This window comes from Streptomyces sp. NPDC058751 (assembly GCF_042746485.1).
GTDB lineage: Bacteria > Actinomycetota > Actinomycetes > Streptomycetales > Streptomycetaceae > Streptomyces.
The window spans coordinates 413,758-432,816 of sequence record NZ_JBHYPZ010000001.1; the positions used below are offsets into that span (position 1 = coordinate 413,758).

The window sequence follows — 19,059 nt, forward strand, 5'->3', positions numbered from 1 at the left end:
GCAGCCCAGAACGCCGGGCTTTCTGTACATGATGACCATCACGGAGGCTCCCATGGCGATCGATCATCTGGACGGGCGGCTGCTCGTGCTGCTGGCCAGGGAGCCGCGCATCGGGGTCCTGGAGATGTCGCGGCGGCTCGGGGTCGCGCGGGGAACGGTGCAGGCCAGGCTGGACCGGCTCCAGTCGAACGGGGTCATCCGGGGCTTCGGTCCGCAGGTCGACCCGGCGGCGCTCGGCTATCCGGTCACGGCGTTCGCCACGCTCCAGATCCGCCAGGGACAGGGCGCGGACGTGCGCGCCCACCTGACGACCGTGCCCGAGGTGCTGGAGCTGCACACGACGACGGGCAGCGGGGACATGCTGTGCCGGCTCGTGGCCCGCTCGAACGCCGATCTCCAGCGCGTGATCGACCGGGTCGTCGGGTTCGACGGCATCGTCCGGGCGTCCACGGCGATCGTCATGGAGAACCCGGTTCCGCTGCGGATCATCCCGCTCGTGGAACAGGCGGCGACCGAGCGCTGAACCGGGGTCAGCAGGCCGGGACCGAGCCCTTGTTCCTCTCCAGGGCCACCAGGGCGTCCACCGCTCCGTCGAGGTCGCTCACCGGGATCAGCCGGAGCCCCTCCGGCAGCTCCGCCTTCGCGTCCGAGCACTCCGCCTTCGGGACCAGGAACACGGTCGCGCCGTCGCGGCGGGCCGCCTGGGTCTTGAGGCTGACACCGCCGACCGCGCCGACCTTGCCGTCGGCGTCGATCGTCCCCGTACCCGCGACGACACGGCCGCCGGTGAGGTCGCCGCCGCTGCCGTCGCCGTCCAGCTTGTCGACGATCCCGAGCGAGAAGAGCAGTCCGGCGCTCGGTCCGCCGACGTCGGCGAGCTTGAGCGTGACCTTCACGTCACCCTTCTCGTGCAGGTACCCCAGGGCCGCCTCGGTGGCGTCGTCCTGGGACTCCTTCATCTCGTTCGCGTTGTGCTGCTCGATCTCCTTCACGCTGCCGCCGCTCGGGTACACCGAGTCGCGGGGCATCACGGCCTTGTCCGTGGCGAACCAGGCGCCGAGCACGTCGCCGAGGGACACCTTCGCGTCCGGGCCGGTGGCCTCGATCGTCGTCATCCGCAGTTCGCCGCTGGTCTTCCGGGTGGGCGCCCCGCTGATGGTGATCACCTGCTCGCCCTTGTTCTCGCCGAGGACGTTCGCCGTCAGGCCCGGCTGCGCGAGGGAGAACGGCAGCGGCGCGAACACCGCCGTGGCGAGCAGGGCCACGAAGGGAAGGGCGCAGACGGCGACGGCCTGGGGGCGCGTGAGGCGAGAGAGCACGGAGTCAATCTAACGTCACGCCCCCTCGGAGCCTCCGGACAGGTCCCAAGGCCCGCGCGGGGACCCCGGGAGCCGGTCGGCGCAGGGCGTCGGCAGCCGGTCAGCGCAGGGCGTCCGCCACCTCGCGGGCCGCGTCGACCACGCGCGGGCCGACCCGCTCCGGCACGGCGTCCGCCAGCATGACCACGCCCACGCTGCCCTCGACGCCCGTCACCCCGATCAGCGGCGCCGCGGCTCCGCACGCGCCCGCCTCCAGCTCTCCGTGGGTGAGCGTGTATCCGGGCTCGCCCACCGGCGCCTGCCGGGCGGAGAGGATCGCGCGGCCCGCGGCCCCCCGGTCCAGGGCGTGCCGGAAACCGGCGCGGTAGGCCACGTGGTAGTCCGTCCAGGTCGGCTCGACGACCGCGACGGCGAGCGCCTCCGTCCCGTCGACCAGGGTCAGGTGCGCCGTCGCGCCTATGTCCTCGGCCAGTGCCCGCAGCGCGGGCAGCGCGGCCTCCCGGACCAGCGGATGCACCTGGCGGCCCAGGCGCAGGACGCCGAGCCCGACCCGGGCACGGCCGCCCAGGTCACGGCGTACGAGAGCGTGCTGCTCCAGGGTGGCGAGCAACCGGTACACCACGGTCCGGTTGACGCCCAGTTTGCTCGAGAGCTCGGTGACGGTCAGCCCGTGATCGGTGTCGGCGAGCAGTTTGAGGACCCGCAGTCCCCGGTCGAGCGTCTGAGAGGTCTCCGCGGTCACGACGCCCACTCCTTAGTGGTGAGGTCGACGGCCCCCGTACGGCGGATACGGCACCGAGTCCCGTCGGCGACGCGCTTCAGAGGCCGCCGGTCGGCCGGCGCCCCGGGCTTCTTCCCGGGCCGCAGTCGCTTCACGGCTGCGCTCCGCGGCGGCGCTGCCACGGGGCGTGTGCGTAGCCGGACAGTAGCGAGCCGGTCCGCTCAGCGGAAGCCTCCGTCCAGAATCCGGGCACCGTCCGGCGCGAAGTGCTTCCGTTTGTCCCGGAACGCGGGGCGCGCGCCACTCGGCGTGCACCGCCCTCGTACGCAGCGCACGGGCCGTGGCGCACGCCTGCCCCGGCGCGGCACGCCCCCGTGGCACGGCTCTCCCGCCCCGCGCCACGGGTTCCGGATGGCGCCGGGACGTCACCTCATCCGGGTGGCCCACTCCTGGACCTTGGCGATCCGCTGCCGGAGCTGTCCGGCCGTGGCCTCCGCGCTCGGCGGGCCACCGCAGGTCCGGCGCAGCTCGGTGTGGATCACGCCGTGCGGCTTGCCGCTCTGGTGGACGTACGCGCCGACCATGGTGTTGAGCTGCTTGCGCAGTTCCAGCATCTCCTTGTGGGAGACCACGGGCCGCCGCTCGGCGGGGAGTTCGAGGAGGTCGGCCTCGGTGTCCGGCTTCTTGCGGCTGTGCGCGATCTGCCGGGCCTGCCGCTTCTGGAGCAGCAGCTGCACCTGGTCGGGTTCGAGGAGCCCGGGGATGCCGAGGTAGTCCTGCTCCTCCGCGCTTCCCGGGTGGGCCTGCATGCCGAACTCGGCGCCGTCGTAGAGGACCCGGTCGAAGACGGCCTCGGACTCCAGCGCCTCGAAGGAGAACTGCTCCTGCTCGCCGGTGTCCTCGTCCTGCTCCTTGTTCGCCTCCTCCATCTCCTTCTCGGACTCGGCGTACGGGTCCTCCTCGCCCTCCTTCTTGGGCCGGTCGAGGGCGTGGTCGCGCTCGACCTCCATCTCGTTGGCGAAGGTGAGCAGGTCGGGGACGGTCGGCAGGAACACGGACGCCGTCTCGCCGCGCCTGCGGGACCGCACGAAGCGGCCGACGGCCTGGGCGAAGAAGAGGGGGGTCGAGATGGTGGTGGCGTACACGCCGACGGCCAGGCGCGGCACGTCGACGCCCTCGGACACCATGCGGACGGCGACCATCCACCGGTCGTTGCTCGCCGAGAAGTCGTCGATCCGCTTCGAGGCGCCGGTGTCGTCGGACAGCACGAGGGTCGCCTTGGTGCCGGTGATCTCGCGGATCAGCTTGGCGTACGCGCGCGCGGAGTCCTGGTCCGAGGCGATGACGAGCGCCCCGGCGTCCGGGATGCCCTTGCGCACCTCGGTGAGGCGCTGGTCGGCGGCGCGCAGCACGCTCGGCATCCACTCGCCGCGCGGGTCGAGCGCGGTGCGCCATGCCTGGCTGACGGCGTCCTTGGTCATCGGCTCGCCGAGCCGGGCGGCGATCTCGTCGCCGGCCTTGGTGCGCCAGCGCATGTTGCCGCTGTAGGAGAGGAAGATGACGGGCCGCACGACGTGGTCGGCCAGCGCGTGGCCGTAACCGTACGTGTAGTCGGCGGAGGACCGCCGGATCCCGTCGTTGCCCTCCTCGTACGTCACGAAGGGGATGGGGTTGGTGTCGGACCGGAAGGGAGTACCGGTGAGCGCGAGCCGGCGGGTGGCGGGCTCGAACGCCTCCAGGCACGCCTCGCCCCAGGACTTGCTGTCACCGGCGTGGTGGATCTCGTCGAGGATGACGAGGGTCTTGCGCTGCTCGGAGCGGTTGCGGTGGAGCATCGGCCGCACACCGACTCCGGCGTAGGTGACGGCGACGCCCTGGTACTCCTTGCTGAGGGGTCCGGCGCTGTACTCGGGATCGAGCTTGATCCCCACCCGCGCGGCCGCCTCGGCCCACTGCTTCTTCAGGTGCTCGGTCGGCGCGACGACGGTCACCTGCTGCACGACGTGGTGGTGCAGCAGCCAGGACGCGAGGGTCAGTGCGAACGTCGTCTTTCCGGCGCCGGGGGTGGCTACGGCGAGGAAGTCGCGCGGCTGCTCCTGGATGTACCTGTCCATCGCCCCCTGCTGCCAGGCGCGCAGCTTGTTGGCGGTGCCCCAGGGGGCCCGTCCGGGGAAGGCGGGCGAGAGGTGGTGGGTGTGCGAGGAGGTGCTGGCGGCGGTGGTAGTCACGGTCTCCGGTCTGGGTGTCGAACGGGAACGCCCCGTGTCCGTGCGCGGCGCGTCGGGCGGGGCCTGACGGGAGGCGCGCGGGCGGGCTGCTTCTTATGACAACCGGGCCACCCTACCGGCGCCCGGCTCACGACGATGTGCGGACGAGGCCGGGGCGGCGGCGGATGGGACTGACGTCACAGATCACCCGCCCGCACCACGGGCACCCCCCTCCGGCCTCCCGGCGAGCCTCCTCCGCGGCCGCGTCAGGCCGGGTCCGGGACCTCCCGCAGGCGGGTCGTGACCCATGCCCCGGCCAGCGCCACTCCCGCCATCGGCAGGAACACCGCGGCGAAGGCGGCCGGGTGGGAGGGGTGGGCGCCGGGGACCGCCGCGGTGGCCACGTCGGCCACCGCGCCACCGCCCAGGGCCGCGAAGGCGGCTCCGCCCGCGGCGAGCAGCAGCACGTTGGACAGGGCGTCGGAGATCTGCAGGGCGGCCGAGTTGGCGCCGGCCTCCTCGGGGGCCGAGAGGTGGAGCAGCAGCACGCTGGTCGAGGCGATCACGAGGCCCATCCCGAAGCAGCCGAAGGCCCAGGCCACGGCGACGGTCCACACCGGCACGGCGGGGACGAGCACACTCGGTGCGGCGGCGACGGCCGCCGCGACCAGCAGCATGCCGAGGAACATCAGGCGCTCGCGGTACGGCTCCACGCGCGGCCGTGCCTGCACCCAGGAGCCCAGGGCCCAGGTCCCGCCGCCGGCCGCGAGCGAGAGCCCGGCGAGCGTCGGCGACAGTCCCCTCTGGGTGACGAGCATCAGCGGCACGAAGGACTCGGCGGCGATGAAGGCACCGGCGGAGACTCCGCGCAGCAGCACCACGGACGGCAGTCCGCGGGCGGCCCGGAAGGTTCCGCGGGGCAGCAGCCCGCGCACGGCGGGGACGACCAGCGCGGCACCGGCCGCGGCGGGCAGGAGGGAGAGCGGGCGCAGGTCCTGCGCGGCGTACTGGAGCAGCCCCGCGCCCAGGGCGATCCCGAACGCGAGCCGGACGCGCCGCCGGTCCAGCGGGGCCCGGTCGCCCGCTCCCGCGGGCCCGGAGGCCCGGCGCCGTATCTGCGGCAGCGCGAGCGCGAGGGGGACGCCGACCAGTGCCGGGATCCCGATGAACACCCAGCGCCAGCCGATGTGCTCGGTGACCGCGCCCGCGGCGAGGGGCCCGACCACGGACGGCACCACCCAGGCCGCCGCGAACGCCGCCATGATCGCGGGGCGCAGCCGCTGCGGGTAGGCCCGTCCGACGACGACGTACAGGGCGACGATGACGAGCCCGCCGCCGAGTCCCTGGACGGCCCGTCCGAGGACGAACGTCCACATCCCGCCGGCCGTCCCGGACAGCAGCAGCCCTCCGGCGAACGCGCCGATGCCCGAGGCCAGCGAGGTCAGCGGTCCGTCGCGGTCGGACCACTGCCCGGCGAGCACCATCCCGAGCAGGCTGGTCGTGAAGTAGGAGGAGAACGCGAACGCGTACAGGGCGACCCCGTCGAGTTCCCGGGCGGCGACGGGCATCGCCGTCCCCACGGCCGTCGCCTCGAACGCGATCACCAGGACCACGGAGACGATCCCGACGGTGAGCGCCCGGTAGGCCCGGCCGAGCACTCCGCCGTCGTCCTCGCCCTCGCTCCCGGAGGGAGTCGTCGTGGTCTCGCTGGCCCGCACTGCTGTCATGCCGGCCAGCGTAAGGTGCTCGCCTTTCGTTGACTCCTGTCGAGGGGTGGTGATCAGGCGGTCCTTTGGACCTAGGACCACTTCCCCGGGTGGCCCCGGGACCGCTCCCCGGACGGTCGCGGGACCCCGTCCCGGCGGGCCGCGCGGCCGTTCGTGAACGGCGTGTGGCAGTCGCGTTGCGGCCGCCCCGGAACCCTTGATCCCCTTCCCGCGCCCCGCCTACGGTCTTCTCATCAGGTTCGGAACGAGTGAGCCGTGCCGCATCTGATGACGACCGTGTGCCCGAGTGGTTCAGGGGCTCGACTGCAACTCGAGTTACGTGGGTTCGAATCCCGCCACGGTCTCCGTGCGAAGGCCGGCCGTCCCGATCGGGGCGGCCGGCCTGTTTTCCGCCCTCCACGGGGCGGTCGGGGCCGCTACGCGTACAGCGTGCCGGCCGAGCGGTCCTCGAATATCTCCGGCCAGTGGCGCCGGCCGTCGTCGCCCGGGAGGGCCGGGGTCCGGTCGCAGGCGCCGGGATCGACGGTGGCGAGTGTCTGGGTCAGGGTGGCGGCGAGCTGCTCGTAGGAGTCGCTGAGGTGGTGGGCCGCGTCGACGGTCCTCTCGCGGTGCAGGAGCCAGAGGGTGAACGCCAGCGTGGAGACGTCCGCGTTGAGCGGGCGCAGCGTGAGGTCCGGCTCGCTCCAGGCGAGCACGGCGCCCGTGGCGCCGTCCACCACCAGGCTCGTGTCCTCCAGGAGGTGGCCGAGGCGTATCAGGCCGTCGGCCCCGGCCGGGAGCAGGGCGGCGGGGAACACGTCGGGGCGCTCGTCCGCGTAGTACTCGGTGAGGACCGCGAGCGGCATCTCGGTGTCGAGCTGGAAGAGGAACCCGTCCTCGGGCAGGCCCGACTCCCGCAGGAAGCGGCGGGTCGGCTCGTGCGTCAGGGCGGGCGGGAAGTCGACGTCCTCGAAGCGCATGATCCCGCCCGCCCCGAACTCCTCGTCCAGCAGCCGTCCCGGCAGGCCGAGGACGAGCCCGTCACCGGGTCCGGCGATCCGGGCGAGCGGGCGGATCAGCGCGGCCATCCGCCAGTACGGCGGCACGTCCTCGCCGGTGGCGTCCTCGAAGACGGCGCTCAGCCGGTCCGCCGCCTGCGCGACCGCCTTCGGGCCGAACGGGCCGGAACGGCCCCGGGACAGGGTCAGTTCCTCGGTGGCCGCCGCGAAGCTCAGCAGGGCGTCCAGGGAGGGCGCCAGGGGCGAGAGGTCCAGGTGGGCGGGGTTCCGCAGGACGTGGGCGGAGCAGACCGCGCCCGTCGTCCCGTCGAGCAGGATCGACTCCAGGTCCCGGTCGAGGTTGCGCAGCGTCCCTATGACGAGCCGGTCGCGCAGTTCCCCGGCGAGCTTGTCGGCGTCGCCCGCGAGGTCGGCGACCGTGCGCAGGCCGTGCTCCCGCAGGGCGCCGAACCCGAGCAGCGCGCCGTCGTGGGGCAGCCCCGGGCCGGTGAGCCGGTCCCGGGTCCCCGTGTGCGTGACGAACGGATCCAGCTCGTCGACGGTCAGTGTGATCGTGCCGCCGACCTCGGTGTCAGTCGTACTCATGGCTCCCCCGCGCATGTGAACGCTCCGTGCTCCCCCGGAAGGGAACGACCGGACGTGGCACGGCGGTTCCCCACGAGCCAGAACGATACGCCGCCCCACTGACAACGCCAGGGACGCGCCGGGACCGGCCGGACACGGTCGGGAAGACGTTCGCGCGAGACCGCGCCGGCCCCGGGGGCCGGGAGAGCGGACGCGCCCGGCGGGGGCCGGCCGGCCGCTCCCGCCGGGTCAGACGGAGGTCACCACGGCCGCCTGCGGGCGGATCGGCAGACGGTTGACCGGACGGCCGGTGGCCGCCCGCACGGCGGAGGCGATGGCCGCGGGCGAGGTCACGACCGGCACCGCGCTGGCCGCCTTGGCGCCGAAGGGGGCGACGACGTCGCGCTCCTCGACGAGCTTGACGATGCGGATGTCGGGCGCGTCCAGGGCGGTCGGCAGGGCGTAGCCGGTGAGGTCGGGGTGGCGGACCAGACCGCGGTTGGTCCGCAGGTTCTCGGTCAGCGCGGCGCCCACGCCCTGGGTGACTCCGGCCTCGATGCGGGCCCTGAGCTGTGCCGGGTTGAGGATCCGGCCGACGTCCTGGGCGAGTGCCAGCTCCACGACCCGTACCGAGCCCAGTTCGATGTCGACGTCCACCACGGCGCGGACCGCGCAGAAGGCGAGGCCCACGAAGGCGTCGCCCTGACCGTGCTCGTCCAGCGGTTCGGTCGGGTGCGGGCGGCACTGCGCGGTCGCCCACAGCTCCTTGCCGTCCATCGCCTCGCTGACCGTCGTCGACAGCATCCCGTCGTACGAGGTGATCTTGCCGTCGGTGATCTGGAGCAGCTCGGTGGACATGCCGAACTTGTGCGCCAGGGGCTGCAGCAGCTGCGTACGGACCATCTTGGCCGCGCGCTCCACCGCTCCGCCGGACACCCAGGTGTGCCGTCCCCGGCAGCTCGGACCGGCCGACGGCTGGTCGGTGTCGACGGGGGCCACGTGCACCTCGTCGATGCCGAGGGTCTCCTGGACGATCTGGCGGGCCAGCGTGGTGAAGCCCTGGCCCGTCTCCACGGCGGCGCAGAGCACGGTGGCGACGCCGTCGTGGACCTTGACCGTGGCCGTCGAGACCTCGTCGGTGCCCTCGGCGCCGAGCATGTGGACCATGCCGAGTCCGTAGCCGACACCGCGGCGTACGGCACCGGGTTCGCCCGCGCCCTCGGGGCCGCCCGGCAGCAGCCACTCGTCCTCGGGGGTGTCCTTGGGGAGGGCGGGCAGCGGGAAGTCGCGTACGGCCTGGAGCAGTTCGGCGACGGGCGCCGGGCAGGTCACCGTCTGGCCGGTGGGCAGGACGTCGCCGGTGGCCATGACGTTGCGCAGGCGCAGTTCGGCGGGGTCGACGCCGAGCTTCTTCGCCAGCTTGTCCATCTGGGCCTCGTAGGCGGCGCAGACCTGGAGGGCGCCCTCGCCTCGCACGTGGCCCGAGGGCGGGTTGTTGGTGCGCACGGCCCAGCCCTCGATGAAGGCGTTCGGGACGACGTAGGGGCCGCAGGCGAAGGAGACGGCCGCGGCCAGTGACTCGCCGGAGGTGTCGGCGTAGGCGCCCGCGTCGAGCAGGATCTGCGCCTCGACCTTGACCAGGTTGCCCTCGGCATCGGCGTGGTGCCGGTAGCGCAGCAGGGTCGGGTGCCGGTGGGCGTGGCCGAGGAAGGACTCCTCGCGCGTGGCGTTGAGTTTCACCGGGCAGCCGGTCTTCAGGGCGAGCAGGCCGAGGGCGAGCTGGAAGCCCTGGTCCTCGCGGTCGGCGGTGGCTCCGGGGACGCCGGTGACGACGACCTTCACGCGCGCGGGTTCGAGGCCGTAGCAGGCGGCGGCCGCGTCGCGGTCGCTGTGCGGGTCGGTGGAGGCGATGTAGAGCTCGACGCCGCCGTCGGGGCGGGGCACGGCGAGTCCGGCCTCGGCGCCGATGGGGGCGGGGTCCTGGCGGCCGATGCGGTACTGGCCCTCGACGACGACCTCGCCGACCGCGTCCGGGTCGCCGTGGCTCAGCGGGATGTGCCGGATCAGGTTGCCGTCGGGGTGCAGCGGTTCGGCCTCGAAGGCGTGCTCCGGGTCGGTGACCGGTTCGAGCACCTCGTACTCGACGATGACGGCGGCGGCGGCCAGCCGGGCGGTGTCCGGGTGGTCGGCGGCGACGGCCGCGATGGGCTCGCCGTGGTGGCGCACGACGTCGGAGGCGAACACCGGGCGGTCGGCTCTGCCGCGGCCGTGCAGCGGGGTGCCGGGCACGTCCTCGTGGGTGATGACCGCGCGTACGCCGGGCATCTCGCGCGCGTGGCTGGTGTCGATGGACAGGATCCGGGCGTGCGGGTGCGGCGAGCGGAGCACGGCGGCCCACAGCAGGCCCTCGGCCCACAGGTCGGCGGCGTAGGGGAACGTGCCCTCGGTCTTGGCACGGTCCTCGGCGGCGGGCAGCGAGACGCCGAGCCCGTGCGGCAGGGGCTCGGGACCCGTCTCGGGCGCCGCCGGTGTCGCGGTCGCGGCGGGGTTGGTCACGCCTGGCCTCCGTCCTGGCCGTACGGCTGTTCGTGCTGCGCCGGTGCGCCGTAGGCGGCACCGTCCTCGTACGCGGACGGGTGGACGCCGCCCGCGCCGGGACCGGCCTGGTGCGGGATGCGGGCCTCGTCCGCCCCGGAGGCGGCCTCGGCCTCGGCGGCGGAGTGCGCCTCGCGTTCGACGACGACCTCGCGCACGGCGTCCAGGACACCGCGGTAGCCGGAGCAGCGGCACAGGTTGCCGCACAGCGCCTGGCGGGTCTCCAGCTCGGTCGGCGCGGGGTTGCCCTCCAGCAGGTCGTGCAGGGTCATCGCCATGCCGGGTACGCAGAAACCGCACTGCACGGCACCGCACCTGGCCAGCGCCCGCTGGATGTCGGAGGGCTGTCCGTCGGTGGCCAGGCCCTCGACGGTGCGTACGTCGCTGCCCGCGGCGGTGACGCCGGGCACCAGGCAGGACGCCACGAGCCGGCCGTCCACCTGGACGTTGCAGGCGCCGCACTCGCCCTGCGAGCAGCCGTCCTTGGCGCCCGCGAGGCCGAGCCGCTCGCGCAGCACGTAGAGCAGCGACTCGCCGACCCAGGCGTCGGTGACCGGCCGGTCGGTGCCGTTGACGCGCAGGACGTAGGACGCGAGGGGGTGGTCGTCGTGCACGGCCGGGGTCAGGAGGTCCGCGTCCGGGGCCAGGAGGCCCGCGTCCGGCGCCGCCTCGCCCGTCACGGCGGGCTCGTGCGCCGGATCCGGCTCGGCCGCCTCGTGCGCCCCCGCCGTCACCGGTTCGGGGTCGGCGGCGGGCCCGGGGGCCTCGTGAGCGGGTCCGACGGGGGCCTGGGCGGCCTGCGGGAGCGTTTCGGCTCCGGACTGCCCCGCGTGCTCCGCGGGGGCCTCAGCGGCCGTTCCGGGCGCTTCGGCGGTCCACGGCTGGCCGATCTCGCCGGCCCAGGGTGCGGCGGCGCCGCCGGGGAGCGTGGCGGGCGGTGTGCCGCCCCACTGCTCGACGAGCGCGGAGGTGGTGAACTCGCCCGACTCGTCCGGGAGGTCGCCTCCGGCCACCGGGATCGACCACTGGCCGGTCACGTCGTGTCCGGGGCCCTGCGCCTGGCCGTGGCCGGTGCCGTCGTCGAACTGCCACTGCCCGGTGGACCCGGGGTGGTACGCGAACCGGTCGTCGTGGGTGCCGGCCTGCGGCTGCGCGATGCCGGGATCCGGCCACTGCGCGGCGCCGTCCTGCCCCGTCCAGGGTCCGCCGGCGGCCGGGTCCGCCGTCTCCGGCGGGGCGGGCGTCACGGCGATCTGCGGGGGCACGTAGCCCTGTCCGGGCGCGGCGAGCGGTTCCCGGGCGGCGAGGAGGGCGTCGATGCCCCCCTCGGGGAGCTTGACGAAGGCGGTGGCCCCGTCGTCGTAGTCACCCTGGGGCAGGGGGTCCCAGCGGCTCACGCCGCGGGAAGCGCCCTCTTCGTGCTGGTCGTCGGTCACGACAGTGCCCTTCCAAGTGCTCGTCGGGCCAGCGCGGCGACGGTACGCCGCAGGTGCAGTACGGCGGGCGGAAGCGGGGTGAGGGTTCCGTCCTCGGCGGGGACGGGGTCCGGGATGCAGGCCGCGGCCACGTACTCGCCGAACGCGTGCAGCGCCTCGGGGACGATCGTGCGGTTGTTGTCCCAGTCGATGAGCTGGGCCACCCATGCCTCGGCGTCCAGCGGTCGCAGCGGCATCGGGGCTATGGCGCCCACGGCGCAGCGCACGCCGCGCCGGGCCGGGTCGAGGACGACCGCGACGGAGGCGATGGCGCGCCCGGGTCCGGTGCGGCCGGTGGCCTTCAGGAAGACCTGCGGGGCGTGCAGCAGCGGCACGCGCACGTAGCCGATGAGCTCTCCGCCGCGGAGCATGTCCACGCCGGCGAGCAGGTGCGACACGGGGATCTCGCGGCGGGCTCCGCCCGGTCCCGCGATGATCAGCGTGGCTTCCAGCGCGGCCAGCACGGGCAGCGCGTCCCCGGTGGGGGCGGCCGACGCGATGTTGCCGCCGAGGGTGCCCGCGTTGCGGATCTGCGGCGGTCCGGCCGCCCGCGCGGCGGCGGCGAGCGCCGGGATGAGGGCGGCGAAGTCGGGGCGGCCCATGCGGGCGTGCGTGAGTCCGGCGCCGAGCAGCGCGTGGCCGTCCTGGTACTGCCAGCCGCGGATCTCGGTGATCCGGCCGAGGCCGACGAGCGCGGACGGCCTGAGCTGGCCGGAGTTCACCGCGGCCATCAGATCCGTGCCGCCCGCCACCGGAACGGCCGTCGGCATGGCGGACAGCGCCGCCACCGCCTCGTCCAGCGAGACGGGCAGCGTCACGGCCTGCGCCGTCTGCGGTGCGTGCGTGGTCAAACCGGTTGCCCCTTCCCGCTGCCCCACCTGGTCCCACCTGTGCTGCCGTACGGTACGTGCTGACAGGGCGGACGTGGCAACTCTGGCACATCTTCCCGGGCCCTCGGCGCAGGGGTCCGCTAGGAGGCATTCGCCCGCCTCACCAGGGAGATGGCCGGTTTTCGCACGGCATCACCGGTGAGAGCCGATTATCGCTCTTCGGTGCCCCTTGGGGGCCTTTTTTCCTTGCGGTGCAACGGCTCCGGGGCACCGGGGGCGGCACCGGGCGACCGTGAGCGGTCTCACACGTTCGGGGGCGCTCCCTCGAGCGGGCGTCCGAGCACGCCGGGGCGCCGCTGCCAGGGCCGCGGACCCGAGGGCGCGCGGTAGGCCACTCCGAGGGCGTCGAGCCGCCCGTAGTGGGCGTTCATCCGCCGTTCGAAGCCGGCGAAGTCCCGTTCCCCGGGGGCCGGCAGACGGCTCCAGGCGACCTCGGCGAAGGCGGCGAGCCTCGGGAACGCCTGGTAGTCCACGCGCGCCTGGTCCTCCGCCACCTCGGTCCACAGGTTGGCCTGGGTGCCCAGCACGTGCCGCGCCTCCGCCTCGGTGAGCTGCGGCGGAACCGGCTCGAAGCGGTAGACGTCCTCCAGGGTGCGCACGTAGGCGATCGGCACGGGCTCGTCCTGGCCCGCGGCCTGCCGGTAGTCCAGGTACACGTGCTGCTCGGGGCACATGACGACGTCGTGGCCCGCGCGCGCGGCCGTGACACCGCCCCGGTAGCCGCGCCACGAGGACACCGCGGCGCCGGGGGCGAGACCGCCCTCCAGGATCTCGTCCCAGCCGATCAGGCGGCGTCCGCGCGCGGACAGCCAGGTGTCGAAGTGCCGGATGAACCAGGCCTGCAGCGCGTCCTCGCCGTCGAGCCCGAGTTCCCCGATGCGCGCCTGCGCGGTCGCCGACTCCCGCCACTGGTCCTTGGCGCACTCGTCGCCCCCGATGTGGAAGAAGCGGGAGAACTCCGGGAAGCGGCCGGGGTCCGCCGGGAACAGGTCGAGGAGTTCCTCGAAGACCCCCTCGTAGAAGCGCAGGGTGTTGTCGGTGGGGGCGAGTACGTTTTTGGAGACGCCCCAGTCGTCCCAGACCGTCAGGGAGGCCGTGTCGATGACGTCGGTGTTGCCCAGTTCCGGATACGCGGCGATGGCCGCCTGCGAGTGTCCGGGGATGTCGATTTCGGGGACGACGGCGATATGCCGCTCGGCCGCGTACGCGACGATCTCCCGGATGTCGTCCTGGGTGTAGAAGCCCCCGTGCGGCTTCTCCTCCCACAGCGTCGAGGCCCGGTGGCCGAATTTGGTGCGCGCCCGCCAGGAACCGGTCTCCGTCAGCTTCGGGTAGCGATTGATCTGGACACGCCACCCTTGATCGTCGGTGAGGTGGAAGTGGAAGACGTTGAGTTTGTGCGCGGCCAGCAGATCGAGATAGCGCAGGACGCCTTCCTTGGGCATGAAGTGGCGTGAGACGTCGAGCATCAGACCGCGCCAGCGGAATCGGGGCGCGTCCTCGATGACGCCGTGCGCGATTTCGTACGCCGCCCGCGGACGCACGGGAGCGCGGCGGAAAGCCTCGGGGCCGAGCAGCTGACGCAGGGTCTGGGCGCCCCAGAAGACCCCGGCCGCGTCGCCGCCGCGGACCTCGACGCCGTCGTCGCCGACCTCGAGCCGGTACGCCTCCGGCCCCAGGGTGTCGTCGAGGAGCAGGCGCAGCGCCCGCGGGGTGTCCGGCGGCCCGGGCCGCAGGGGCAGTCCGAGGGCGGCGCCGAGCGTCGAGCACAGCCAGCGCCCCGTGGCGTCCGTGCCCGGCGCGGCCCACAGGACGGTGTCCGCGTCCAGCGTGAAGCGCCCGTGGGCGGCGCCTTCGACGACGAGGGGGGCGGGAATCAGGCCCGTGTCCATCATGTCCATCCGTCCTTCGGTCCTTTGCCGCCGCGGGGGCGGAGACGAGTCGCCGGGGTTCGTGTACGAAGAAGACCGGCACGTGAAAGATCGGCACGCGGGAAATCGGCGTGCGGGAGATCGGCACCCGGAAGATCACACGGGGAGGACCGGCACGTGAATGGCCGTGAATGGCCCTCACCGCGAAGACGGTCGCCATACCGTCCGGTCGGGCTCCCGGGCCCGCTCCCGAGGGGCGAGGACCTTCGCGCGGACCGCGCCCGAGGACGCCGGGGAGAAGCGGGGAGAAGGGCCCGGGAAAAGCGGAACCCTTCCCGGCGGGCCGGCGCGGGAAAACCTCCCGGCGGCCGCGCGCCGGGGGAAGACGGGCGGGAAAGGGACCGGCCGGGGAAATCGCGTGCGGCGCGCTCCCCCGGGTTCACCGCCGCCTTCCGCGCCTCCGCGGCGGCCTCGCCGAAAGGGCACGGCGTCCGGGCCTCGAAGGGCCGTGAGAAGGCCGCGCGCGGGAGGGGCCTCGAAGCCGTCGACTTCGCCCCGCCGAAGTCCCGCGGGAAGCACGGGAGATGTCCGTCGGGGCCTTCCCGGGGATCTTCCGGGCGGCCGGGAACACGACCGGCGGGGCGGCCCGGAATCGGAAGCGGAATCGCCTCGCCGGTGCCGTCGGGGGAAATCCGGCGAACGCGGGGACGGCCGCGGAGCGGTCGGACGCGAGAACGCGTCCGAAGGACCGGTGGACGAATTCCCGCCGCCCCGGGACGCTCCGGGAAGGCCCGCGGAAAGGCCCCGGCCGCCGGGGCGGGGGCGCCACGGACCCCGGGCGGACGGACGGCCGGTGGACGCGGGGTCCCCGACGGGCGGACGGCCCGAAGGCGCCGGGCCCTTGACGGGCGGACGACCGAAGGGCGCCAGGCTCCCGGCAGGCGGACGACCGAAGGGCGCCGGACCCCCGACGGGCGGACGACAGCCGAAGGGCGCCAGGCCCCCGCCAGGCGTGCGACCGAAAGGCGCCGGACCTCCGGCAGGCGGACGGCTCCAGGACGCCGGGCCCCGGCCTGTGGCGCGGTGGTCACCGCCCGGACCATGGCGGTCGGGGGGCACTGGACTTCAAGGGCGTCCTCCAGCGGAGCGTGTTGCGGTACGCGCAATGACGGTTTCGCATGGCACAACACTGCGGAGGCTAAGGACTGCGGGGACCTGTCCACAAGAGGTCTACACCACTCTGTGATCGCGGGGCACCGCGAAAAACGGCCCGGCACCCCAGGCGGCCCGGCCCCGAGGACGACACCGCCCCGAATCCGGCCGCGGGCACCGCCCCGGCCCGGCTCCCGGCCCCGAACGGACCCCCCGACTCCCGGCCCCGCCCCGCCCCGGGCACGGCACGTCTCCGGACACGACACGGCCGCGGCGCCCCTCGCCGGGGGCGTCGCGGCCGTGGTCCGTGCGCGCGGCACCGCGCCGGGACCGGAGTCCCGGGGCTACTTCTTGTCGCCGCCCTTGCCCTGGTCGCCGCCGGCGCCCATGGACTCGAAGATCTCCTTGCACATGGGACACACGGGGTACTTCTTCGGATCGCGGCCCGGCACCCACACCTTGCCGCACAGCGCCACCACGGGCGTGCCGTCCAGCGCGCTCGCCATGATCTTGTCCTTCTGGACGTAATGGGCGAAGCGCTCGTGGTCCCCGTCGCCGTGCGACACCTGCGGCGTCGGCTCCACGAGGGTCCCCGTCCCCGTGCCTCGCTGGGGCTGGGTCTCAGGCTCAAGAGTGCTCATGAAGCCAAGGGTACTGGGGCTCGCGCCCATCAGTTGAGGGAAGGTCCGCGCGCCTCCGGCGGAAGCCCCGGGGCCGGTGCGCCGGTCAGTTCAGGGAGGGGTCGTCCGGGTACGTCGCGACCATCGCCAGCTCGCTGCGCTGGCGGCGCAGGACCTCGCGCCACAGGCGTTCCGGCGACGGGGAGGAGACGTCACCGGGCTCGGACTCGACGACGTACCAGGCGCCGTCGGCCAGTTCGTTCTCCAGCTGGCCCGGCCCCCAGCCCGCGTACCCCGCGAAGATGCGCAGGGAGCCGAGGGCGGAGGCGAGGAGCTCGGGCGGGGCCTCCAGGTCCACCAGCCCGATCGCGCCGTGCACCCGCCGCCAGCCGAGCGGCGCCCGCTCCCCCGCCGCGCCGCCCGGGATGACCGCCACCCCCAGCGCGGAGTCCAGCGAGACGGGACCGCCCTGGAAGACGACGCCCGGCTCCCCGGCCAGCCCGGCCCAGTTCTCCAGGATGTCGCCGACGCCCACCGGGGTCGGGCGGTTGAGGACGACACCGAGGGAGCCCTCCTCGTCGTGGTCGAGGAGCAGCACCACCGCGCGGTCGAAGTTCGGGTCCGCCAGGGCGGGCGTGGCCACGAGCAGCCGCCCTGTGAGCGAGGACACCTCGGTCATGCCAGACATGATCCCGCACATTCCCTTCATGTGGGGAGCCAATACGCGTACGGGAGTGAATGCAGCTCAGGGCGCAACGAAGCGTTGCCCGCGCACACCCCCGGCGGTGACCCCGCGTGCCCGGTACGGAACGGCTCGTGTTGTGGCCAAGCTATGACCCAGCTGAGTCCTGCTCGGGCTTACTGCGCCGGGGTGGGCGGCCATTACCCTTGCTGTTCGGCTCCCGTACGACCGGCCTGCCGACCCACACCAGCCCAACTCATCGGAACGCGAGATACATGACCGTCAACGACGATGTCCTGCTTGTCCACGGCGGAACCCCGCTTGAGGGCGAGATCCGTGTCCGCGGTGCGAAGAACCTCGTACCGAAGGCCATGGTCGCCGCCCTGCTGGGGAGCGGGCCGAGCCGACTGCGCAACGTCCCCGACATCCGCGACGTACGTGTCGTACGCGGGCTGCTGCAGTTGCACGGTGTGACCGTACGCCCGGGTGACGAGCCCGGTGAGCTGATCATGGATCCCTCGCACGTCGAGAGCGCGAACGTCGCCGACATCGACGCCCACGCGGGCTCGTCGCGCATCCCGATCCTCTTCTGCGGCCCGCTGCTGCACCGTCTCGGCCACGCGTTCATCCCGGGCCTCGGCGGCTGCGACATCGGCGGCCGGCCGATCGACTTCCACTTCGAGGTGCTGCGGCAGTTCGGCGCGAAGATCGAGAAGCGGGAGGACGGCCAGTACCTGGAGGCCCCGCAGCGGCTGCGCGGCACCAAGATCCAGCTGCCGTACCCGTCCGTGGGCGCGACCGAGCAGGTGCTGCTGACCGCCGTCCTCGCGGAGGGCGTCACGGAGCTCTCGAACGCGGCCGTGGAGCCGGAGATCGAGGACCTGATCTGCGTCCTGCAGAAGATGGGCGCCATCATCGCGATGGACACCGACCGGACGATCCGCATCACCGGTGTGGACTCGCTCGGCGGCTACACCCACGCGGCGCTCCCGGACCGCCTGGAGGCCGCCTCCTGGGCTTCCGCGGCGCTGGCGACCGAGGGCAACATCTACGTCCGCGGCGCCCAGCAGCGGTCGATGATGACGTTCCTGAACACCTACCGCAAGGTGGGCGGCGCCTTCGAGATCGACGACGAGGGCATCCGCTTCTGGCACCCGGGCTCGCAGCTCAAGTCCATCGCGCTGGAGACGGACGTCCACCCCGGCTTCCAGACGGACTGGCAGCAGCCGCTGGTCGTGGCCCTGACGCAGGCCACCGGCCTGTCGATCATCCACGAGACGGTGTACGAGTCCCGGCTGGGCTTCACGTCCGCGCTGAACCAGATGGGCGCGCACATCCAGCTCTACCGCGAGTGCCTCGGCGGCTCGAACTGCCGCTTCGGCCAGCGCAACTTCCTGCACTCCGCGGTCGTTTCGGGCCCGACCAAGCTCCAGGGCGCCGACCTGGTCATCCCCGACCTGCGCGGCGGGTTCTCGTACCTGATCGCGGCGCTGGCGGCCCAGGGCACGTCCCGCGTCCACGGCATCGACCTGATCAACCGCGGCTACGAGAACTTCATGGAGAAGCTCGTCGAGCTGGGCGCGAAGGTCGAGCTGCCGGGCAAGGCGCTCGGCTAGCACTTCCGCGGACCCGCCGCGTACCTCTGCGGACTCGTCCGGGTACACCGATCCGCGTACGCCGATGGGGCGGCCCCCTGAAAGGGCCGCCCCATTGGCGTTGCTGGGCCTTGTACGCGTCCCGCGTCCCGCGTCCGAGGGGAACGTACCGGCGCCGGGACTAGTTGCCCTTGGCGGCTTCCTTGAGCTTGCTGCCCGCGGAGACCTTCACGCTGAAGCCGGCCGGGATCTGGATCGGGTCGCCGGTCTGCGGGTTGCGGGCGGTGCGAGCGGCACGGTGGGTGCGCTCGAAGGTCAGGAAGCCGGGAATGGTCACCTTCTCGTCGCCCTTGGCGACGATCTCGCCGACGGTCTCGGCGAAAGCGGCCAGAACGGCGTCGGCGTCCTTGCGGGTCACCTCGGCGCGGTCGGCCAGCGCGGCCACCAGCTCACTGCGGTTCATGTTGTTACTCCCGTGTTCTTCTTGCTGTTGAGGCGTGCCACGCGGCGAAGCCGCATATCGGGCACAGTGAAGCCGATGCTGCCAGGGTCCTCGGTCGGCTCCTGGACCCGGGTCCGTAGCCGGACCGTCGCGCCCAAAGACGCATCCTGCCCCCACCTGCGGCGGGAAAGCCAATCCGGC

The 19,059-nt window shown here is 73.5% G+C and carries 14 protein-coding genes and 1 tRNA gene; 3 read left to right on the forward strand and 12 right to left on the reverse strand.

Going from position 1 to position 19,059, the window contains the following annotated elements; translation table 11 throughout:
* Positions 1-52: 52 nt before the first annotated feature.
* Positions 53-523 carry an Lrp/AsnC family transcriptional regulator gene (locus tag ACFW6B_RS01800; RefSeq protein WP_386591300.1) on the forward strand — a complete coding sequence of 157 codons (471 nt, stop codon included), beginning with the start codon at positions 53-55 and terminating at the stop codon, positions 521-523.
* A 7-nt stretch (positions 524-530) separates the two neighbouring features.
* Here the strand turns inward: ACFW6B_RS01800 and ACFW6B_RS01805 are convergent, their stop codons facing one another.
* The 4 genes from ACFW6B_RS01805 to ACFW6B_RS01820 all read right to left on the reverse strand — a co-directional run bounded on the left by ACFW6B_RS01805 (position 531) and on the right by ACFW6B_RS01820 (position 5,974).
* Positions 531-1,319: a PDZ domain-containing protein gene (locus ACFW6B_RS01805; protein WP_386591301.1), complete on the reverse strand. Its 789-nt coding sequence runs from the start codon at positions 1,317-1,319 to the stop codon at positions 531-533.
* 100 nt (positions 1,320-1,419) lie between these two features.
* Positions 1,420-2,061 carry an IclR family transcriptional regulator gene (locus ACFW6B_RS01810; RefSeq protein ID WP_386591302.1) on the reverse strand — a complete coding sequence of 214 codons (642 nt, stop codon included), beginning with the start codon at positions 2,059-2,061 and terminating at the stop codon, positions 1,420-1,422.
* A 404-nt stretch (positions 2,062-2,465) separates the two neighbouring features.
* On the reverse strand, positions 2,466-4,268 hold the full coding sequence (locus ACFW6B_RS01815) for a DEAD/DEAH box helicase (protein WP_386591303.1): 1,803 nt from the start codon (positions 4,266-4,268) through the stop codon (positions 2,466-2,468).
* A 245-nt stretch (positions 4,269-4,513) separates the two neighbouring features.
* Positions 4,514-5,974 carry an MFS transporter gene (locus ACFW6B_RS01820; protein ID WP_386591304.1) on the reverse strand — a complete coding sequence of 487 codons (1,461 nt, stop codon included), beginning with the start codon at positions 5,972-5,974 and terminating at the stop codon, positions 4,514-4,516.
* Between the two features lie 272 nt (positions 5,975-6,246).
* Here ACFW6B_RS01820 and ACFW6B_RS01825 point away from each other — a divergent pair.
* Positions 6,247-6,318 (forward strand) — tRNA-Cys (locus ACFW6B_RS01825).
* Positions 6,319-6,390: 72 nt separating this feature from the next.
* Here the strand turns inward: ACFW6B_RS01825 and ACFW6B_RS01830 are convergent.
* The 7 genes from ACFW6B_RS01830 to ACFW6B_RS01860 all read right to left on the reverse strand — a co-directional run bounded on the left by ACFW6B_RS01830 (position 6,391) and on the right by ACFW6B_RS01860 (position 16,818).
* A complete protein-coding gene (locus ACFW6B_RS01830) occupies positions 6,391-7,557 on the reverse strand; it encodes an SUKH-4 family immunity protein (RefSeq protein ID WP_386591305.1) in 1,167 nt (388 codons plus the stop codon).
* Positions 7,558-7,785: 228 nt separating this feature from the next.
* Positions 7,786-10,092, reverse strand: coding sequence for a xanthine dehydrogenase family protein molybdopterin-binding subunit (locus ACFW6B_RS01835; protein ID WP_386591306.1), 2,307 nt, complete (start codon positions 10,090-10,092; stop codon positions 7,786-7,788).
* Entirely contained in the window at positions 10,089-11,567 is a 1,479-nt protein-coding gene (locus tag ACFW6B_RS01840; protein ID WP_386591307.1) for a 2Fe-2S iron-sulfur cluster-binding protein, read from the reverse strand. Before ACFW6B_RS01840 ends, ACFW6B_RS01835 begins: the two co-directional genes overlap by 4 nt.
* The gene (locus ACFW6B_RS01845) at positions 11,564-12,457 is read right to left on the reverse strand and encodes an FAD binding domain-containing protein (RefSeq protein ID WP_386591308.1); all 894 of its coding nucleotides are present in this window, start codon (positions 12,455-12,457) and stop codon (positions 11,564-11,566) included. Before ACFW6B_RS01845 ends, ACFW6B_RS01840 begins: the two co-directional genes overlap by 4 nt.
* A gap of 281 nt (positions 12,458-12,738) precedes the next feature.
* Complete coding sequence (locus tag ACFW6B_RS01850; protein WP_386591310.1) at positions 12,739-14,391, reverse strand: beta-N-acetylhexosaminidase; 1,653 nt, start codon at positions 14,389-14,391, stop codon at positions 12,739-12,741.
* Positions 14,392-15,863: 1,472 nt separating this feature from the next.
* Positions 15,864-16,160, reverse strand: coding sequence for a DUF3039 domain-containing protein (locus tag ACFW6B_RS01855; RefSeq protein ID WP_103554931.1), 297 nt, complete (start codon positions 16,158-16,160; stop codon positions 15,864-15,866).
* A gap of 85 nt (positions 16,161-16,245) precedes the next feature.
* A complete protein-coding gene (locus ACFW6B_RS01860) occupies positions 16,246-16,818 on the reverse strand; it encodes a YqgE/AlgH family protein (RefSeq protein WP_386591311.1) in 573 nt (190 codons plus the stop codon).
* Positions 16,819-17,096: 278 nt separating this feature from the next.
* Here ACFW6B_RS01860 and murA point away from each other — a divergent pair, with 278 nt between their 5' ends.
* A complete protein-coding gene (gene murA, locus ACFW6B_RS01865; protein WP_103554930.1) occupies positions 17,097-18,437 on the forward strand; it encodes a UDP-N-acetylglucosamine 1-carboxyvinyltransferase in 1,341 nt (446 codons plus the stop codon).
* Positions 18,438-18,597: 160 nt separating this feature from the next.
* On the opposite strand, the gene ACFW6B_RS01870 is transcribed toward murA, so the two are convergent.
* Positions 18,598-18,879, reverse strand: coding sequence for an HU family DNA-binding protein (locus ACFW6B_RS01870; protein ID WP_037619258.1), 282 nt, complete (start codon positions 18,877-18,879; stop codon positions 18,598-18,600).
* Positions 18,880-19,059 lie beyond the last annotated feature (180 nt).

What these genes read in the sequence shown, in the direction of transcription:
- ACFW6B_RS01830 (WP_386591305.1), bottom strand. Translation starts at nt 7,557, where the DNA reads ATGAGTACGACTGACACCGAGGTCGGCGGCACGATCACACTGACCGTC.
- ACFW6B_RS01820 (WP_386591304.1), bottom strand. Translation starts at nt 5,974, where the DNA reads ATGACAGCAGTGCGGGCCAGCGAGACCACGACGACTCCCTCCGGGAGC.
- ACFW6B_RS01850 (WP_386591310.1), bottom strand. Translation starts at nt 14,391, where the DNA reads ATGATGGACACGGGCCTGATTCCCGCCCCCCTCGTCGTCGAAGGCGCC.
- ACFW6B_RS01860 (WP_386591311.1), bottom strand. Translation starts at nt 16,818, where the DNA reads ATGACCGAGGTGTCCTCGCTCACAGGGCGGCTGCTCGTGGCCACGCCC.
- ACFW6B_RS01800 (WP_386591300.1), top strand. Translation starts at nt 53, where the DNA reads ATGGCGATCGATCATCTGGACGGGCGGCTGCTCGTGCTGCTGGCCAGG.
- ACFW6B_RS01870 (WP_037619258.1), bottom strand. Translation starts at nt 18,879, where the DNA reads ATGAACCGCAGTGAGCTGGTGGCCGCGCTGGCCGACCGCGCCGAGGTG.
- murA (WP_103554930.1), top strand. Translation starts at nt 17,097, where the DNA reads ATGACCGTCAACGACGATGTCCTGCTTGTCCACGGCGGAACCCCGCTT.
- ACFW6B_RS01855 (WP_103554931.1), bottom strand. Translation starts at nt 16,160, where the DNA reads ATGAGCACTCTTGAGCCTGAGACCCAGCCCCAGCGAGGCACGGGGACG.